General features: G+C 64.4%; 17 protein-coding genes and 2 tRNA genes. 4 read left to right on the top strand and 15 right to left on the bottom strand.

Annotated elements, in window-relative coordinates:
• Positions 1 to 13 precede the first annotated feature (13 nt).
• Positions 14 to 598, top strand: a complete 585-nt coding sequence (locus GA0061099_RS17835) for an invasion associated locus B family protein (protein WP_036027990.1) — start codon at positions 14 to 16, stop codon at positions 596 to 598.
• Between the two features lie 14 nt (positions 599 to 612).
• On the opposite strand, the gene GA0061099_RS17830 is transcribed toward GA0061099_RS17835, so the two are convergent.
• Together GA0061099_RS17830 and GA0061099_RS17825 are read right to left on the bottom strand one after the other, a co-directional pair.
• On the bottom strand, positions 613 to 864 hold the full coding sequence (locus tag GA0061099_RS17830; protein WP_338060692.1) for a response regulator: 252 nt from the start codon (positions 862 to 864) through the stop codon (positions 613 to 615).
• 285 nt (positions 865 to 1149) lie between these two features.
• Positions 1150 to 1773: a response regulator transcription factor gene (locus tag GA0061099_RS17825; protein WP_035999454.1), complete on the bottom strand. Its 624-nt coding sequence runs from the start codon at positions 1771 to 1773 to the stop codon at positions 1150 to 1152.
• 305 nt (positions 1774 to 2078) lie between these two features.
• On the opposite strand from GA0061099_RS17825, the gene GA0061099_RS17820 reads away from it, so the two are divergent.
• Positions 2079 to 2762 carry a helix-turn-helix domain-containing protein gene (locus GA0061099_RS17820; protein WP_035999457.1) on the top strand — a complete coding sequence of 228 codons (684 nt, stop codon included), beginning with the start codon at positions 2079 to 2081 and terminating at the stop codon, positions 2760 to 2762.
• 56 nt (positions 2763 to 2818) lie between these two features.
• Here GA0061099_RS17820 and GA0061099_RS17815 read toward each other — a convergent pair whose 3' ends face one another.
• The 4 genes from GA0061099_RS17815 to GA0061099_RS17800 form a co-directional block, all read right to left on the bottom strand.
• Positions 2819 to 3274, bottom strand: a complete 456-nt coding sequence (locus GA0061099_RS17815; protein ID WP_036027988.1) for a potassium channel family protein — start codon at positions 3272 to 3274, stop codon at positions 2819 to 2821.
• Between the two features lie 26 nt (positions 3275 to 3300).
• Positions 3301 to 4425 (bottom strand): AI-2E family transporter, encoded by a 1125-nt coding sequence (locus GA0061099_RS17810; protein WP_050996036.1) that lies wholly within the window; start codon positions 4423 to 4425, stop codon positions 3301 to 3303.
• Between the two features lie 665 nt (positions 4426 to 5090).
• Positions 5091 to 5165, bottom strand: a tRNA-Asn gene (locus tag GA0061099_RS17805).
• 137 nt (positions 5166 to 5302) lie between these two features.
• Positions 5303 to 5671, bottom strand: a complete 369-nt coding sequence (locus tag GA0061099_RS17800) for a hypothetical protein (protein ID WP_036027987.1) — start codon at positions 5669 to 5671, stop codon at positions 5303 to 5305.
• Between GA0061099_RS17800 and GA0061099_RS40090 the strand changes: the two genes are divergently transcribed.
• Positions 5663 to 5884: a hypothetical protein gene (locus GA0061099_RS40090; protein WP_141697635.1), complete on the top strand. Its 222-nt coding sequence runs from the start codon at positions 5663 to 5665 to the stop codon at positions 5882 to 5884. The two genes, GA0061099_RS17800 and GA0061099_RS40090, sit on opposite strands and share 9 nt — an antisense overlap.
• Here the strand turns inward: GA0061099_RS40090 and GA0061099_RS17795 are convergent.
• The 4 genes from GA0061099_RS17795 to GA0061099_RS17780 form a co-directional block, all read right to left on the bottom strand.
• Positions 5879 to 7573, bottom strand: a complete 1695-nt coding sequence (locus GA0061099_RS17795; RefSeq protein ID WP_036027986.1) for a flotillin family protein — start codon at positions 7571 to 7573, stop codon at positions 5879 to 5881. The two genes, GA0061099_RS40090 and GA0061099_RS17795, sit on opposite strands and share 6 nt — an antisense overlap.
• A 23-nt stretch (positions 7574 to 7596) precedes the next feature.
• Positions 7597 to 8256 (bottom strand): OB-fold-containig protein, encoded by a 660-nt coding sequence (locus tag GA0061099_RS17790; RefSeq protein ID WP_036027985.1) that lies wholly within the window; start codon positions 8254 to 8256, stop codon positions 7597 to 7599.
• Between the two features lie 10 nt (positions 8257 to 8266).
• Positions 8267 to 9430 carry a PspA/IM30 family protein gene (locus tag GA0061099_RS17785; RefSeq protein WP_036027984.1) on the bottom strand — a complete coding sequence of 388 codons (1164 nt, stop codon included), beginning with the start codon at positions 9428 to 9430 and terminating at the stop codon, positions 8267 to 8269.
• 439 nt (positions 9431 to 9869) lie between these two features.
• A complete protein-coding gene (locus GA0061099_RS17780; protein ID WP_025036239.1) occupies positions 9870 to 10130 on the bottom strand; it encodes a hypothetical protein in 261 nt (86 codons plus the stop codon).
• A 264-nt stretch (positions 10131 to 10394) separates the two neighbouring features.
• On the opposite strand from GA0061099_RS17780, the gene GA0061099_RS17775 reads away from it, so the two are divergent.
• Positions 10395 to 10604: a hypothetical protein gene (locus GA0061099_RS17775; RefSeq protein WP_036027983.1), complete on the top strand. Its 210-nt coding sequence runs from the start codon at positions 10395 to 10397 to the stop codon at positions 10602 to 10604.
• 79 nt (positions 10605 to 10683) lie between these two features.
• Here the strand turns inward: GA0061099_RS17775 and GA0061099_RS41210 are convergent, their stop codons facing one another.
• The 5 genes from GA0061099_RS41210 to GA0061099_RS17755 form a co-directional block, all read right to left on the bottom strand.
• Positions 10684 to 10830, bottom strand: a complete 147-nt coding sequence (locus GA0061099_RS41210; RefSeq protein ID WP_167361661.1) for a hypothetical protein — start codon at positions 10828 to 10830, stop codon at positions 10684 to 10686.
• A 174-nt stretch (positions 10831 to 11004) separates the two neighbouring features.
• A tRNA-Cys gene (locus tag GA0061099_RS17770) sits at positions 11005 to 11078 on the bottom strand.
• An 84-nt stretch (positions 11079 to 11162) separates the two neighbouring features.
• Positions 11163 to 11903, bottom strand: a complete 741-nt coding sequence (locus GA0061099_RS17765; RefSeq protein ID WP_036027982.1) for a tRNA-uridine aminocarboxypropyltransferase — start codon at positions 11901 to 11903, stop codon at positions 11163 to 11165.
• A 36-nt stretch (positions 11904 to 11939) separates the two neighbouring features.
• Positions 11940 to 15041, bottom strand: coding sequence for an efflux RND transporter permease subunit (locus tag GA0061099_RS17760; RefSeq protein ID WP_036027981.1), 3102 nt, complete (start codon positions 15039 to 15041; stop codon positions 11940 to 11942).
• Entirely contained in the window at positions 15041 to 18190 is a 3150-nt protein-coding gene (locus GA0061099_RS17755) for an efflux RND transporter permease subunit (RefSeq protein ID WP_036027980.1), read from the bottom strand. Before GA0061099_RS17755 ends, GA0061099_RS17760 begins: the two co-directional genes overlap by 1 nt.
• Between the last annotated feature and the right edge of the window lie 5 nt (positions 18191 to 18195).

Raw genomic sequence — 18195 nt, 5'->3', positions numbered from 1 at the left:
CGGAGTTGCAGCGATGGCCCGTGCTTTTGATTGTCTCTCTGGTCTCCTGATGGTTGCAGCCGCCGGAGTCGCGACGGTCTTGGCTGTCGCTTCGCTCAAGGCGGCGCAAGCGGAAAAGTCCTCCGAGGTCGCAACACGCGGCCAGCGCGACGCCAGCGACATCAGCTATGGCAGCTGGCAAAAATTGTGCTTCAAGGCCGGCGGCGCGCCGTCCCTCTGTCGAACCTCGATCACTGGCCGGCTCGCGACCGGGCAAACAGCCGTGCGCATTGATCTGATCGAGCGGGAGGACGCGCCCACCGCCCGCCTGCAACTTTTCGTGCCGGTCGGAATGTACCTGCAGCAAGCACCGAAACTGGCCGTCGACCATGGCGCCGCGTTCCGCATTCCTTATACCTGGTGTCTCACCAATTTATGCGTCGCGGCGGACGTCGTGACGCCAAAAATCATCTCGGAGATGGAAAACGGTCAAACGCTTCTGCTCGAACTCGTCGACTCCAATCTTCTTGCCGTGACGACTTCGATTCCGCTCGCGCAATTCGGTTCCGCCCATAAGGGGGCGCCGACCAGGACACTCGAGCAATATGTCGACGAATGAGGGCCGGCGCGGAGCTACAAGGCGCGGGCGCGCTGGACGGATTCGATCAAGGACTGCGCCGCAAAGGGCTTGATGAGATAGGCGATGCAGCCCGAGGCAATCGCGGCCGAGCGGTTTGCAGGGCTGTCATTGCCGGTGACATAGATCACCGGTGCCGCAATGCCCTTCTCGGCCAGGCTTCGCCGCACCTCGATGCCGGACCTTGCACCCAGATTGATGTCGAGGATGATGCAGATCGCGGTGTGGAACCTGTCATGATCGAGCAAGGCCCTCCCGTGTCGAACAGGGTTGTGGCGAAGCCGTATCCTCGCAGCAGCCTGTCCATGCTGGTACGCATGGACGGATCGTCATCGACAACGAAGACGGACTCGCGCAGGAGCAAAGCGATTGCCTTTCCGGAACACGACAGTGGGATATCGGATACGACAGCTCCGCGCTCTCGCGTGTGCGTATGTGCATTATTGCACATAGCGCGTCGCGCACTGTCAACACGCCTTGGCATTGTCCTTTGGGACAGGCACGTCGAGGGAACCTCGCTCTTTCCGGATCCGTCAGCGTTCGTCCGGATCGAGCATTCCGAGACGCTCTGCGATCGAAACGAGTTCCGCCAGCGAGCGAACCTGCATCTTCTCCATCACTTGATGGCGGTGCGCCTTCACGGTGCGCTCGGTGGTGCCCAGCTCATGCGCGATCTGCTTGTTGATCCGGCCGCGCACGATCAGATCGAACACCTGTCGCTCGCGCTGCGTCAGCGTGGCCAGATGACCACGAAACGCATCCAGCCTGCTGGCCTGGGCGCGTGCGGTCCGCTGACTGGCCAGCGCACGCTCGATCGCATCGAGCAACTGCTCGGACGATATCGGTTTGGTCAGGAAGTCTTCCGCACCTGCCTTGATCGCGCGCACGGTCGTCGGCGTGTCGGCATGACCGGTCAGGAAGACGATGGGCAGCATCGACCCCGCCGCAGCCAACCGCGCCTGCAGGTCGGGACCGCTCAGGCCCGGAATCCGCACGTCGAGCAGGATACATCCCGCCTGCCCGTCATCCGGCGCCGAGTCCAGGAGCTCCAGCGCCGAGGCGTAGGTCGCGACCTCGTATCCCGCGAGCTTTAGCCGGCGCTCGATCGCGGTCCGAAACGACTCGTCGTCGTCAACGACGTGAACAAGGCCTGGCAACTTTCTACCTCTCGCCCAACTCAATGAGGACGCTCGACGTCCTTCTCATTGTTCAAAGCGATCCTTACGTCTGAAAGTCGAAATATCTGCTTCGCAATTCGTCGCAGCTATCCTGCGCAGAGGGCTTCTCATCCAGCGCAGCAATCGTCCGTGCTGTCCTATGGTACAATGAACCTTGGGACAATGGATAACAATACTTCGCTGGCCGAAAATCAACTTCGGCGGGAGTGGGATAGCGCGGCGCATTTCCGGCAAAGTATTTCGTCTGACAGACCAATTCGGCGGAAAAGCTGAGGAGTTGGCCTATGTTCGTTCGCATCACGACGGATTCCACGCTGCGTCCCAATACCCTCCGCGACCTCGGCATGGCATCTCATTCAAATGCACTGGTCAATTTAAGCGAATTTTCCTACCGAAAAGGCTCCGAGATCTACGGCGAGAAGGAGCCGGCCGAGTATGTCTACCAGGTCAAATCCGGCGCGGTGCGTAGCTACAAGCTGCTGTCGGACGGGCGCAGGCAGATCGGCGCATTTCACCTCGTCGGCGACATTTTCGGGCTCGAGAACGGCAGCGAGCACCGCTTCACGACGGAAGCCATCGTCGACACCACGGTGCGGCTGATCAAACGCCAAAGCCTGGAAACGGTGGCCGAGAGCGATGCCATGGTGGCCAGAAATCTGCTCAGCATGACCACGAACAACCTCCAGCATGCTGAAGACCACATGCTGCTGCTCGGCCGCAAGACCTCCCTGGAGCGCGTCGCCGCATTCCTGCTCGAAATGGACAAGCGCCTGACGGCTGCCGGCGTCATGGCGCTTCCGATGTCCCGACGCGACATTGCCGACTATCTCGGCCTGACGCTGGAGACCGTCTCGCGGGCTTTGTCGCGGCTGCATGAACTCGGCGTGCTCGGCTTCATCGGCAACACCCAGCGCCAGATCGTGCTCCTCGACCGGCACCAGCTCGCAGGCCTCGATCTGCAGCCCTGAGCCGGCGAAGGCCTGTTCACGTTCCGCAATGGTCGAGATTGACCGAGGCGACAGCATCAGGTGCGTGGCAGGTCCGCACCGGGTCTTTCCGTGAGTCCGAGATGGTCGAGCGTCTTGAGCAAGACTTCGAACAGAATGGCGGCGGACCAGCCGAACAGAAGAACGCCGTTCATGGCGGTCAGCGGGCCAATCAGCCGCCATTCGGGCACCGGCGTGATGTCGCCGTAGCCGAGCGTGGTGTAGTTGACGAACGCGAAGTAGAGCATGTCCGCGTCGGCGGTCGCCGCGTGCACGATATGATAGGTCGCCGCCCACATCAGAATTTCGATCATGTGGGCGATCTTCAACACGACCGCGATTGTGATCATGACGCTCATGAGGTGCAATCGCGGCCGCTTGGTATGGCGCGGGACGGCACTGCGGGCCACCGTGACGGCGACCACCGTCACGAGCGCGTGGATTCCGATATTGATCACGCTGACGAGCGTGCCGACAAGGAATTGGAGCATCATCGGGGTGAACCACACCTCATTTCAGCCTAGGCCAAGCGTGCCTCGATGGTTTCCTTTGCGACAACGGTTTCCTGATCGACCCGCGCTGAAGCAGCGCGGTCGATTCCCGTCCATGCGATCGCGAGCTCCCAGGCCACCGACAGGATGATCGGCCCAATGAACAGTCCGATGATTCCATGCGCGAGCGTACCACCAATGACCCCGATCAGGATGACCAGCGTCGGCGTCGTCAGGCCCCGCCCCATGACGAGCGGCTTCAGCACGTTGTCGAGCAGACCGACGACGACCAGATAGACAGTCAAGAGCAGGGCGACGGTCACGTCCTTGTCCACCCATATCCAGACCAGCACGGGGAAAAGAACGGGGCCGGCGCCGATTTGGACAATCGACAGCAAGAGCACGACGACCGCGAGCAGTCCCGCGCTTGGGATCTCTGCGAGCTTGAAGCCGATGCCCGCCAGCAAGGCCTGAAGGATAGCGACGCCGATAATGCCCTGCGCGACGGCGCGTATGGTTGCGCCGGCGAGCTCGAGAAAGTGCTCGCTCCGGCCGGGCACGACGCGCAACAGGAAGCCGCGCAGCGCGGCGACGAGCTGCGCGCCGTGCGGGAGCAGAAAGCCCGCGACGATCACCGACAGCAGGAATTGGAGCATGCCAATTCCGGTGTCACCGGCAAACGACAGCATCACTCCGGCGAGCGGTTTCAAGTACGGCGCCACCTCGCGCAGCGCCGCACGGATGTTCGTGTAGGCCTCGTTCCAGATCGCGTAGAGCTGAGGACCGATCAACGGCCAGCTCCTGATCTGCTCCGGTGCGGCCTGGAGCGCGAGATCGCCACTGCCGATCTGGGCCGCAAGGTCCCGGATCCCTTCGACTGCACTGAGGCTGAGCCACGCGGCGGGACCGATGACGATGCCCAGCGTGATCAGGGTGAGAACGGCTGAGGCTATCCGGGGACGGCCACCGAGGCGTTGGGCGAGCCAGGCGAAGACGGGATGAAATGCCACCGCCAACACGGCGCTCCAGCTCAGGATCGGCACGAACGGCCGGAGGACGAGAAATGTCCAGAAGATCAGCAGCCCGAGCAAGCCTAGCCGGATCACGAGTTGGACAATGTCCTCCGCGGACAGAAGCTGGCGAAGCGTTTTCAAGGGTCGTTGCCTCCAAGCGGACGGACCGCTGATGAAAAGCTAGCGGGGCGGCCCGCCGAGGAGGCTTGATCCAGATCAAGCCAGGCGATCGGTCACCTAGCGAGATCGGCAACAGGCGCGCAGCCAGTTGCGTCTCGGCGCAGATTGCGCGGTCCACCGCCCGCGAGTGAGAATGCCCCGGTGCTGGACCTGAGCCAGCAGTCGTGAAGTTGACGCCGACGAACGGATTGATCTCGACATAGCTCCGACCGACGGCAAAGCCCATGATCTCGATTGCTGTGCCCGTCTGGAGGCTAATGGCGGGTACGGCCGAGCTATATCGGCCGCTCCGCCCGGCGGCCTGTTCTTTCTGGTCACGACCAAGAGGGCCAGGCTCTGGAGGTATCGGCCGGCTTTCATTCTTCGATTCGGACTTGGCGCTCAGGACGACCCGATCAGAGAGTGCCTTTTGGAACTTTATTCCAACGCCGTCGCCGGAATTTGGGGGGATCCCGAGAGGTAATTTGGGGGTACAAGGCCCCTACCCCCTCCATATCCCCAGCCGCTCCGGACCACGGCGGAAGTGGCAGAACAGAACGAGACGTTGAAACCCCTGATTTTTCAGTGGCTTACTCCTAGGACTTGCTTAGTTCTGGAGTGTTTCGAGAGGCTTGGCAACAGCCTGATGGCTCCCCGGGCTGGATTCGAACCAGCGACCATCCGATTAACAGTCGGATGCTCTACCGCTGAGCTACCGAGGAAAAGGGCGAACCGTTCGTTCGCGCGCGGCTGCGTATAACAAAGCCGCTTGCGCTTGCAAAGGACGAATTCGTCATCATCCGCAACGCGCTCGGAGGGACCTGGAATGGCCGCTCCTCCGGCCGGGACCGGGCGAGGATTATTCCGCCAGGAACGAGGTGGTCTTGGTGCCGGGGTCGTAGCGCAAGCGGAGCGCGGTGAGCTTGCAGAGATTGACGTTCTTCCACAGCACCGACTCGTCATAGTTCTTCCAGTCGACTCGGATGTTCCAGACGCAGCCTTCATCGTCGTCGTCGAACTCGACATAAGTGCTGGCCTGGTTCTGCAACACCTTGTCGAGCTCGTTCTCCCATTCGTCCAGCCCGTCATCCGGCGCGTTGAAGCCCAGGAACTTGATGGCATAGCCGGTCTCGTTGACGACGGTGACGTTGCGGGCATCGGCCGCAAGCGACGGTGCGGCGGCGATCGAAAGGGCGATCGCGATCAATCCGGACAGAAAATGCTTCATCTGAAAATCCTCCGATCAAAACAGGCCTCGGCGACCGGCATGGATCGGCGCGGGCGCCGCGGCACGGAAATGCGTTGCCTGGAGACACGTCCGAAGCGCGATCGCCTGTTCAAGACACGATCGATCTGCACTCCGGGACGGCTGCGCGACGCGAGACGCGCCCAACCTGTTTATCGTTTCGAATTTTCAGCAGCAATGAACCGGCATTCATAGATCGGCAGAATTTGTTTTCTCCGGTACCGGCACCGGTACGGCCGCGCCATTGCTCTTGCCCGTCACGGCACCGACCAGCGCCTTGACCGGATCGTCGCCAGGCGCAAAGCCGCTCTGGCGCAGGATCTCGTCGATCATCGGACGCAGCGCGTGAACCTTGAGCAGCTCGCCGGCCAGACCTTCGCCGAAGCCGACATTGCCTCCGCTCGCACCGTTGCCGCCGAACGCGCCGCCGGTGTGCAGGATGCGGACATCCTTGAGATTCGCGATCGGCTTCACCATCTCCGCCAGCGCGGATGGCATGGTCTCAATCCGCTTCTTGGCGATCTCGAAATCGATGACGTTGCTGCCGAGCTTGTTCTGCGCCTCGTTCTTCATGGTGATGACGGCGGCTTCCGCCTCGCCGATGTTGCGGACACCGACCGCCTTGATCTTGTTGGATTCGGCTTCCGCGGTGGCCAGCGTCTTGACGGCTTCGGCGCGATCGAGCGAGGCCTTCTTCTCGGCCTCGGCCGCGACGATCAGCTCGGTCGATTTGCGTTCGGCCTCGGTGCGTGCGGCCAGCACCTGGGTCAGGCGGGCACGATCGGCGACCTCGATGGCGCGCGCGGTGACGACCTTTTCCTCCGCGGAGACGGCCAGCGCCTCGGCGGTCTTGGCTTCGGCGACGGCTTCCGACGTCTCCTTGCTCTTCGCCGCGATCTGGATCTCGTTCTCCTGCGTCGCGATCTGGATCTCGCGCTGGGCGTCGGTCTTGCGCTTGTTGATCGCCAGCTCCGACTCGATCACCGCGGTTTCCTTGACCTGCTTGGCACCCGCCTCCTTCTCGGCAACCGCACGATCGGTGTCGATGCGAGCGTTCTCTTCGGTCAGGCGTGCGGTCTGCGTCGCGGTTGCTACCTCCGCGCGGGTGCTCGCGGTCTTGTTGGCGATGTCGCGCTCCTGCGACAGCTCGGCTTCCTTCTTGGTCCGCTCGATCCCAAGGGTCTGCTGCCGCGCCTCGAGGTCCTTTTGCGCGATCGCGACCTCGTTATCGCGCACGATGGCGTTGCGATCGCGGCGGCGGGTTTCGGTGACCGTCTTGAGCTGGGTCAGACCCTCGGCGTCGAAGAAGTTCTCCGGGTTGAAGAATTTGACGTCGGTCTGGTCGAGCTTGGTCAGCGACACCGATTCCAGCTCGAGACCGTTCGACTTCACGTCAGACTCGACCGTGGACTGCACGTGCTTGACGAAGTCCGAGCGCTTCTCCTGGAGCTCCAGGATGGTCATGGTCGCGGCGACCGAGCGCAGGCCGTCGACGAATTTCGCCTCGACCTGGTTGCGCAGGGCCTCGGCATCGTTGGTCAGCGCGCCCAGCGTCTGGCTTGCAAGCGCAATGCTCTCCTCGTCGGGACGGACGCGGACGTAGAACTCGGCAACGATGTCGACGCGCAGGCGGTCCTTGGTGATGAGCGATTCCCGCTCCTTGCGCTCGACGGTGAGGCGCAGCGTCTTCAGATTGACGCTGGCATAGGAGTGGAAGATCGGCAGGATCATGGCGCCGCCGTCGAGCACGACCTTCTTGCCGCCGAGTCCGGTGCGCACGAAGGCCTCGTCGCGCGTGGCGCGCTTGTAGAGGATAGTGAAGACGATCCCCAGGACGACGATCAGCGCGACGCCGATCACGGCCGGGACTGCGATGTCGAACATGGCTTTCTCCGCTGTGGGACTTGCTAATTGCTTAGAGTGGGCTTGGGCGGTTTGAGTTCATCGTCGGCCTTCACTGCGACGAAGCGCGTGCCGTCGCGGTCGACCAGGAGGACCATGGTTCCCTGCGGCAAAGGTCCCGATGACGGCGCCGCCACCGCCGAGACGAAATGGCGGTTGCCATGGATGTCGGCGACGCTGACGCGGCCGGGCGGCCCCTGGTCGAGCGGGCCAACGACGACCTCGCCGATGCGGCCGACGAGATCCCCCAAGCCGACGACGTAGCTCTCGTCCTTGGGAATGATCCGCGCGATCGCACGGCTGGAAACGCGGACCAACGGAACCGATGCGGCAACCGCCCCGACCGAGGCGATCGACGCCGGCAAGGGACCCGCAATCATTCGCGCGAGGTCCTGGATCAGGAAGCCGGTGATGGAGAAGGCGCCGAGCAGCAGCAGCAGGAAGATCAAGAGCGGCACGCCGCCGACATTGATCCAGGAGATGGCGTTGAGCACGCCGTTGTCGCTGGGATGAGCAAAATCGATGTTGGTGCCCAGCATCTCGCTCAAGGAGGCCCCGATCAGCATCGAGATCACCTCGACCGAGCCGACGATGACGATCATGGCCGCCGCGATCGCGAACGGCCTGACCTCAGGCGCCATGACGTGTTCGAGCAGAGCGCTCATGATACGGCACTCAGGAGCCCGACTTCAACCGGGCCAGCCTCGCTGCAATTTCCTTGTCGCGATGGAGCGTGCTCAGCTCGTCGATGTCGCTCGAATAGGGAATTCCCGGCGGCACGCCGGTGGTCCGTGCCACCGCGCGGCCTGCCCGCAGCGCCTTGGCGGCAGCGGAGGTGCCGCCGGATTTCCGCGACGACGTCGATGTCTGTGGGCTGGCCTGTGCCTCGCTCTTTTCGAGATCGGCGCGGCGCTGCTCGGCATCCTGGAGCGCCGACAGCACCGCGCGGAGCGATGTGACGCATTGCTCTATCTTCTCGTTGTTCTCGTCGATGGCGCGGGAGAGCACCTCGAACTGCGCCTCCAGGTCCATTTGCCGCGCGATGCCGGCGCGGGCGAGATCGTCGCGCCCGTCTGCGATCGCGGTCTCGATCTTGGCGGTCAGATCGGTCATCGCCCGCTCGATCTCGCTGCGGCGCGCATTGAGACGATATTCCTCGGCCCGCGCAGCGGCGAGCGCATCGCGCGCTTCGGTCTCGGCGCGCTCGATCTCGCGGATGGCTTGGCTGACCACCTTCAGCTTGTTCTTGCCCTCCGCCTGCTCGATCGCATCGTACGCGATCCCGGCGATCAGGCGCCCGACACGGGACAGAAAGTTGTCGGGAGCGGCAGCGATGGTATCCATAGCGTTCTCCTCCTCTGGCAGGCTGTTCGGCGTGACGCCGTAGTGAACTTCGAAACCGTCGTCGGTGCGGATGAGGCGCGCCGGCACGCTCTGTCCCCAGCCCTCGGCATAGCCGGCGTAGTCGAAGGGCACGCTGAAGCGCCCTTGCACGGTCGCAATCGAAATGGTGGCGGGCCCCTTGATCTTGGCGAGCTTGTCGTCGAGCGGCAGGCGGCGCCCTTGCGCGGCGCGATACTCCGCGCGGTCGCGCAGCCCCAACGTCACCAGCCGCGAAGGCAGCGCCGTCTGTTTGCGGATCGGCTCATAGGCATGGGCATGGAGCAGGACCACATTGGAACCCACATTGTGGATCCGCGCCACCTCGTCGAGGATTTCCATCATGCGGTCATAGGCCTGGAATGTCGCCTCGATGGCGGCCTTGGCGGCCGGGTCAGGGGCAAGCCGGTAACGCAGTGCGGACGGCGCGTATCGGGGCGATTGGCTCATGGAAAGCACTAAAGCACCATTTTGGTGCTTTAGTGAAGAGGAAGCTTAATCACGTTCCGCTGATCCCTATGCACTCTGTCGATTAGTCGCGGCGGTCCGGGCCCGCGTTCAAGGCCGGTCGATCACCCCTAGCTCACGGCCGATCAAGATTTGATGCACGCTTCGGTTGAAATTTGAGACGAATGCAGTGGAGTTCCGGTAAGCCGTCATTCTCTCGACGCGCCGTTGCGAGGAGCTCTGGCCGCAGCAGCGATCTGCCAGATCGCTGAATCATTCGGTGAGCTCATTTGACGCAGATATGACGATTGGCGACCAAGATCCGACGACGGTACGAAGCATCCACGTCCAGCATCCGCAGCAAATCCACAGCATGTCCACAGGGTGGCCGTGACGGATTCGCGAGCCGCTGCGAGGGACTTGCTGCGCACAAGCCCACAAGCCGGGCCGTTCAGCCGCCCGCCTGGTCGAACACGGATCGGCAGGCCTCGCTGAGGCTCGCGCGGTTGCGGCGCAGGCAGGCGGTGATGGCGCGGACGTTGGGGATCTCGCCGGCGCAGAGCCGGTAGACGTCGGGGGTACAGGCCCGCCGCTGCTCCGCCGTTCCCTGTGCATGAGCCGCGGAGGCAAACAGCGTCAGGAACAGCCCGACCGTCGAGGCGCCCCGCGCCCGGCTCTTCACGCCCGCAAACCGCAAGAACCTCGCCTTCATGACCAGTCTCCCGCTCTGCACTGCCCGCTCCGGCCTGCATTGGCCGTACGGTGCAAAAGGGGTTACGAGAAATAAACCGCGGGGAATGTGATCTCCTTCACGCCCGCTGCGCGGCGGCGGGCACATAGGGTTGCCCCGGGGATTTTCAGGAATCGCTAACCATTCGGGTCCCGATCGCCGCATCGTTAAAATACGAACGATCGGGTCAATCCGGAAACAAACCGGCTTTGCGACATTGCGCCGTCCGCGTTCTGCGAGGGTGTGATGAGCGAAGCCGAATTTAATCTGCTGCTGGATGCTGTCCGGGACGCCATGGTCTTTGAGGATTTCGCGCCCGTGCCGGTGGAGCAATACGTGCCCCGCTCGTGGAGTTTCGACACGACGCCCAAGGCTGCCAATAACAAGGCTGCCAATGACAACGAGGGCGCCTGGCCCCTCCTGCCCTTCCCCGACGACTGGTACGCGGCCTGCTGAGGCCACTTGAAGTGAACCGATGCGTCCGCCTTTCGGGCGGTTCGGCATGACCGAGCGCCGGGGACCGGCGCAGCCCCGATCAAGTCTTGACGCGTTCCTCGCCCTGCTGCGGCGCCCGGTCGGGTGCAGCCGGCGGGAAGATGCTGTCATAGATCGCGCGCGCCTCAGCAATGAGGCGGGCCCGCTCCAGCTCGGATTTCGGGACAAATCGAACGACGTCGCCCACGTGCTCTCCAGCTCCAGGGTTTGGATGCGTCTTTTCGCAGATGCGAAGTCTATGCCAGAGGACCTGAATCGCACCTTTCCGCCAAGCCCCGGGCAAACCCGGTGGCTCACTGGAGCTGCGGCTCGGCGGAACCGCCTATAAGTCCAAATTTTGCGGAAAATCAGAGACTTGTGATGGAGGCCACGACCAGAATTGAACTGGTGTACACGGTTTTGCAGACCGTTGCGTAACCACTCCGCCACGTGGCCCCGTAAGGGCGGACCAATATAGGTGATCAATGGCTTAGGCAACCCCACGGCCCGCGGGTAGCACAGCGAAATGTCCAGCCGAAATCAGGCGCGCTTGCCGCGCCGGAAGTCGCGCCGGCGGCCCTTGGGCGCGGGCTTGGGTGCCAGTTCCGGCATCTCGGCCTGGACCTCGCGGTAGCGAGCCAGCATCCGCTCGAAACTGGCATGAAGCGTCTCGGCGATATCAGGGCGCCGCTCGAGGGCGGCGAGGATCGTCGCGGCGGCTTCGATGGTCGCGAGGCCGTCGCGGCGCGGCTCCTTGCGCAAGCGCCCGTAGCGAGAGGGACGTGCCGGATTGAGGATCACGCGCTGGCATTTCAGCATCCAGGGATTGCGCCACCACAGCGCCTTGGCCTGGCTCCAGGTGCCGTCGAGCAGCACCACGCCTTCGAGCTTGCCGAGGATCGCGCGCTGGTTCTCCGCGATCTCGCCCTTGCGGTTGAGCGCGACGATCTCTCCTTCGGCCTCGAGATCGGCCGCGCGTGCCGAGCCGAGATAGAGCACCGCCCAGTGCGAAGCATTCTCGACCGGCCGTCCCAGCGCCTTGGACAGGCTCGGCCAGGACAGGCCGACCCGCACCGTTGCATCGGCAAAATGCCTGGTCAGCAGCCGCGCAGTGCCGAGCGCCCTGTCCTGCTCCTGCGGATGCTGGAGGATCAGCAGCGAGAGCCGGTTCTCGATCGGCGTGACGCTGTCGCAAATGCAGAGCGGCATCGGCTTCTGGCAATGCGGGCATTCGGGGATCGGCTCGGCCGGCGCGGCGGCGGTCTCAGGCGGCTTGGACATGGGGCCGCTATACGCTTGGAGCGGCTGCTCAACAACCTATTCCGCCGGTGCAGCCAGCGGACGCGGTTCGGAGCGACGACGCAGGCGGTCGATCAGGAGGTAGATTACGGGCGTCGTGTACAGCGTCAGGATCTGCGAGACGAACAGGCCGCCGATGATGGTGATGCCGAGTGGGCGGCGCAGCTCCGTGCCGGGGCCGGTCGCGATCACCAGCGGAATGCCGGCAAACAGCGCCGCCATGGTCGTCATCAGGATCGGGCGGAAGCGCGCCTGGCAGGCCTCGAAGATCGCCTCCGCCGAGGACAGGCCGCGCTGGCGCTCGGCATCGAGCGCGAAGTCCACCATCATGATGCCGTTCTTCTTGACGATGCCGATCAAGAGGATGATGCCGACGAAGGCGATCACCGTCAGCGGCGTGTTGGTGAGCTGCAAGGCGAGCAGCGCACCCAAGCCGGCCGATGGCAGTGTCGAGATGATCGTGAGCGGATGGGCGAGGCTCTCATAGAGCACCCCGAGCACGATATACATCGCGACCAGCGCGCCGAGGATCAGGAGCGGCTGGCGACCGCTGGTCCTGGCGAAATCGCCGGCATTGCCGTCGAAGCTGCCGCGAATGCCTTCGGGCATGTGCAACTCGTCGACCGCGCGCTGGATGTTCTGGGTCGCCGCCTGAAGCGGCACGTCCGGCATCAGGTTGAAGGACACCGTGGTCGATGGGAACGACTGCGAATGATAGACGGCGAGCGCAGCGAGCCCGCGCGTCGCGCGCACCACGGCCGACAGCGGCACCTGCGCATCTCCCGCGCCGGCGACGTAGATGCGATCGAGATTGGAGGGGTCGACCTGGAACTTCGGGTCGATCTCCAGCACGGTCATGTACTGGTTCCGCTGGGTGTAGATGATCGAGATCTGCCGCTGTGCGAAAGCGTTGTTCAGCGCGTTGTCGATGTCCTGGACCTTGACGCCGAGCGCGGACGCCTTCTGGCGGTCGATGGCGAGCGTCAGCTGCAGCCCGCCGGGATCGCGATCGCTGGAGATGTCGGTGATGCCCTCCACGCTCTCCAGGCGCTTGGCCACGATCGGCGCCCATTTCTGCAACAGGCCGAGATCGGTGCTGGTGAGCGTATATTGGTAGTCGGAATCGCTCTGACGCCCGCCGGCCCGCACGTCCTGGGCAGCGAACATGAAGAGGCGGATGCCGGGCACGGGATATAGCGCGCGCCTGAGCCGTTCGATCACGACCTCAGTCGACACGTGGCCACGTTCCTCCGGCGGCTTCAGGCTGATGAACATGGTGCCGCGGTTCGAGGTCGCCGGACCCGGGCCCCCGCTGCCGACCGTCGAGCCGATGCCGGCCACGGCGGGATCCTTCATCACGATCTCGGCGAGCCGCTGCTGCAGGCCGAGCATCGACTGGAACGAGGTGTCCGCCGAGGCGCGCGTCGCGCCGATGATGAAGCCGGAATCGTCCGTGGGGAAGTAGCCTTTGGGGACCTTGATGTAGAGCGTCACCGTGAGCGCGATGGTGGCGAAGAACACCAGCAGCGTCAGCAGCGGGAATTCCAGCACGGTGCGCAGGGTGCGGGCGTAGAACACGATGGTGCGCGACAGCGCGCCTTCGATGATGCGGTCGAACAGCGTTGCCGTGCCGGAGGTGGCCTGCCGGATGTAATGGGCGCAGATCATCGGCGTGACCGTCAGCGACACCAGCGTCGAGACCAGGATGGCGAAGGTCAGCGTCAGCGAAAATTCGCGCAGGAGCCGACCGACGACGCCGTCCATGAAGATCAGCGGCGTGAAGGCCGCGATCAGCGACAGGCTGATCGAGACCACGGTGAAGCCGATCTGCTTGGCGCCCTCCTGCGCCGCCCGGAACGGCCGCATGCCTTGCTCGAGGTTGCGGAACATGTTCTCGATCATGACGATGGCGTCGTCGACAACGAAGCCGACGGAGATGGCGAGCGCCATCAGCGACAGGTTGTCGATGGAGAAGCCCGCGACCCACATGCCGGCGCAAGTGCCGGCGAGTGCCAGCGGCACCGAGATGCCGGCCGCGATGGTCGGCGTCAGCCGCCGCAGGAACACGAACACGACGACCATCACCAGGACGGACGTTGCCAGCAGCGTCCATTGCATGTCCAGCACGCTGGCGCGGATCGTGCCGGTCCGATCGACCAGGGTGGAGATCTCGACACCGGCCGGGATCCACTGCTTCAGCTCGGGGATCAGCGCCTTGACCCGGTCGACGGTGTCGATGACGTTGGCATCGCCCTGCTTGGTGATCTGGATCAGAACCGCCGGTTGCCTGTTGAACCAGGCTATCGAGCGGACGTTGCGGACGGAATCCTCGATGTCGGCGACATCCGACAGCCGCACGAAATTATTGCCCGAGCTCTTGATGACGATGTCGCGGAACTCCTTCGCCGTGCGCATCTGCTTGTTCAGCGACAGCGTCTCGCTCTGGCGCTCGCCTTCGAAGATGCCGACGGGGCCGAGCGCGTTGGCGGCGATGATCGCGGTTCGCACGTCGTCAGTGGCGATTCCAGCATTGGACAGCGCAACCGGGTTGAGCTGCACGCGCACGGCCGGCTGGTCGGCGCCGGAGATCGACACGTTGCCGACGCCCGGCACCTGCGAGATGCGTTGCGCCAACACGCTATCCGCGACGTCGTAGATCGCCGACGGAGAGATCGTCTTGGAGGTCAACGCCAGCACGAAGATGGGTGCGCCGGCCGTGTTTGCCTTGCGGAAACGCGGCAGCGTCGGCAAGTCGCTCGGCAGGTCGACCATCGCGGCGTTGATGGCCGCCTGCACGTCGCGCGCGGCCTTGTCGATGTTGCGGCCGATGTCGAACTGAAGCTGGATGCTGGTCGTGCCGAGGCTCGAGGTCGAGGTGATCTGGTTGATGCCGGCGATCTCTCCCAACCGCCGCTCAAGTGGCGACGCCACCGTCGCCGCCATCACGGACGGATCGGCGCCGGGCCGGCTGGCGGAGACGAAGATGGCGGGAAAGTCGACGTTCGGGACCGAGGCGACCGGCAGGAACCGGTAGGCGACGACACCCAGCAGGAACAGCCCGATCGACAGCAGCGTGGTCGCGACCGGGCGGCGGATGAAGGGCTCCGAGATCGATGCCATCACTGCATCCCCTCGGTCGCGCCGGCGACCGGCGGGCCGCCGGATCCAGCCGGCGGCAGCGCCTGCTCGAGGCGACGGTTGATGCGATCGAGCGCCAGATAGATCACGGGCGTCGTGTAAAGTGTCAGGAGCTGGCTGAGCAGCAGGCCGCCGATGATGGAGATGCCGAGCGGAAAGCGCAGCTCGGCGCCGGTGCCGCTTTCGATCGCGAGCGGCAGCGCCCCGAACAGCGCCGCCAACGTCGTCATCGTGATCGGACGGAAGCGCAACAGACAGGCCTGCACGATGGCTTCACTGGGCGACATGCCCCGCCCGCGCTCGGCCTCGAGCGCAAAGTCGATCATCATGATCGCGTTCTTCTTGACGATGCCCATCAAGAGGATGATGCCAATCAGGCCGATCACCGAGAGGTCCTGTCCGCACAGCATCAGTGCCAGGATGGCGCCGACGCCGGCCGAGGGCAGCGTCGACAGGATCGTGATCGGATGGATATAGCTCTCGTAGAGCACCCCTAACACGATGTAGATCGTGATGACGGCGGCGAGCAGCAGCCAGGGCTGGCCGGCGAGTGCCTTGGCGAATTCGGCGGCGTCGCCGGCATAGACGCCGACGATACTGCCCGGCATGCCGATGCGGGTCTCGATCACCTTTACGGCTTCGACGGCATCGCCGAGCGCCGCGCCCGGCGCCAGGTTGAAGCTGAGCGACACCGACGGGAATTGCGCCTGATGCGAGATCGCGAGCGGCGCCGTGGTCCGCTTCAGCGTCGCCACGGCCGACAGCGGCACCTGGGCATTGGGCGCGCCCGCGGTGGCGCTCGCGGCACCCGGCAGATAGAGCTTCGACAGGATCGAGGGATCGCGCTGATACATCGGCAGCGCCTCCAGCACCACCCGGTACTGGTTGGCCTGACCGTAGATGGTCGAGATCTGCCGCTGCGCGAAGGCATCGTTCAGCGTGTCGGTGATTGCTTGCAGGCTCACGCCGAGCTGGCCGGCGCGCGTGCGGTCGACATCGAGCTGCGCCCGCAGGCCGCCCTCCTGCGCCTCGGAGGAGACATCCCGGAACAAGGGATCGCGCCGCATCTCCGCAACCAGCTTGCGCGCCCATTCCGAGACCAGCGTCGCATCGGTACCGGTCAGCGTGTACTGGTATTGCGAGCGGCTCGACTGGGTCGATATCTGCACGTCTTGCACCGGCTGGAAATAGACGGTCATGCCGGGGATGCCGGAGACCCGCTCCTTCAACCGGGTCACGACCACGCTGACATCGTCGCGGCGCTCGCCGCGCGGCCGCAAGCTCATGACGAGGCGGCCGACATTGGTGGTCGGGTTGACGGAGCCCGCACCGATCACCGAGACCACGCCGACCACATCAGGGTCGGCCCTGATGGCCTCGGCCGCCTCGGCCTGCCGCCTCTTCATTTCCGCAAACGACACGTCGGGCCCCGCCTCCGTCACCGCCGTGATCGACGCGGTGTCCTGCAGCGGCAGGAAGCCCTTGGGCGCGACGACATAGAGCACCAGGGTCGCGATCAGCGTAACGAAGGTCACGACCAGCGTGGCGCGCTGGCGCTCCAGCACCCACAACAGCGATCCGTGATAGGCGTCGACCGTGCGGTCGATGAAGCGGCTGATCGCGGCCAGTCCCGGCACGGCCAGCTCCTCGTGCGCGTGCTTGAGCAGCCGCGAGCACATCATCGGCGTCAGCGTCAGCGAGACCACCGCCGACGTCACGACCGCAATCGTCAAGGTCAGCGCGAATTCGCGGAACATGCGCCCGACCAGGCCCGACATGAACAGGAGCGGGATGAAGACCGCAATCAGCGACACCGTCAGCGAGATCACGGTGAAGCCGATCTCGCTGGCGCCCTTGCGCGAGGCTTCCATCGCGCCGTCGCCATTCTCCATGTGGCGCACGATGTTCTCGATCATCACGATGGCATCGTCGACAACGAATCCGGTGCCAATCGTGAGCGCCATCAGCGACAGATTGTCGAGACTGAAGCCGGCAAAATACATGATGCCGAAGCTCGTGATCAGCGACAGCGGCAGCGCGACGCCGGCGATCACGGTCGCGCGCAACGAACGCAGGAACAGCAGCACCACCAGCGTCACCAGCACGACGGCAAGGACCAGCGTGAATTGTACGTCGCGCACCGAGGCGCGGATGGTGACGGTGCGATCGGAGACGATGGTGAGATTCACGCCGGCCGGGATCGCGCGCTGCAGTTTCGGCATCTCGGCGCGGATCTGGCTGACGACGTCGATGACGTTGGCGCCGGGCTGGCGCTGGATGTCGAGGATGACCGCCGGCGTGCCCTGGTACCAGCCGCCGGTGCGGTCGTTCTCGAGGCCGTCGACGATCTGGGCGACGTCGGCAATGGTCACCGGCGAGCCGTTGCGATAGGCGATGATGACGGGCTTGTAGGCTTCAGCCGCCGCGATCTGGTCGTTGGCGGCGATGATGTAGGATTGCTGCGCGCCGTCGAGCGAGCCTTTCGGCCCCGAGACATTGGCATTGGCGATCGCGGTGCGCAGATCTTCCATCGCGATGCCGTAGGCTGCAAGGCGGGCCAGATCGGCCTGGATGCGCACGGCCGGCTTCAACCCGCCCAGCACGGACACGCGCCCGACGCCGGAGATCTGGCTCAAACGTTGCGCCAGAATGGTGTCGGCGATGTCGCTCATCACCCGCAGCGAGATCGTGTCCGAGCGCAGCGCCAGCGTCATCACCGGCGCATCCGCCGGGTTCACCTTGGCGTAGGTCGGCGGGTAAGGCAGCGTCCTCGGCAGCACGCCCGCGGCGGCATTGATCGCGGCCTGCACGTCCTGCGTCGCCCCGTCGATGTCGCGGTTGAGCTCGAACTGCAGCGAGATCTGGCTGACGCCGAACGAGCTCGTCGAGTTCATCGCCGAGAGCGACGGGATCTGCCCGAGCTGCCGCTCCAGCGGCGCGGTGATCAGCGAGGCGATCACGTCCGGACTCGCGCCCGGCAGCTGCGTCGTCACCTGCACGGTCGGGAAATCGACCTGCGGCAGCGCCGAGACCGGGAGTGCGAAATAGCCGAGCAGCCCGCCGATCAGAAGCGCGATGCCGAGCAGCGAGGTCGCGATCGGCCGGCGGATGAAGGGTTCGGAGACACCCATGGGTT

This window comes from Bradyrhizobium yuanmingense, assembly GCF_900094575.1.
GTDB classification, from domain to species: domain Bacteria; phylum Pseudomonadota; class Alphaproteobacteria; order Rhizobiales; family Xanthobacteraceae; genus Bradyrhizobium; species Bradyrhizobium yuanmingense.
Note: the sequence above shows the minus strand (reverse complement) of the source record. Positions and strands in the feature narration are given on the sequence as shown.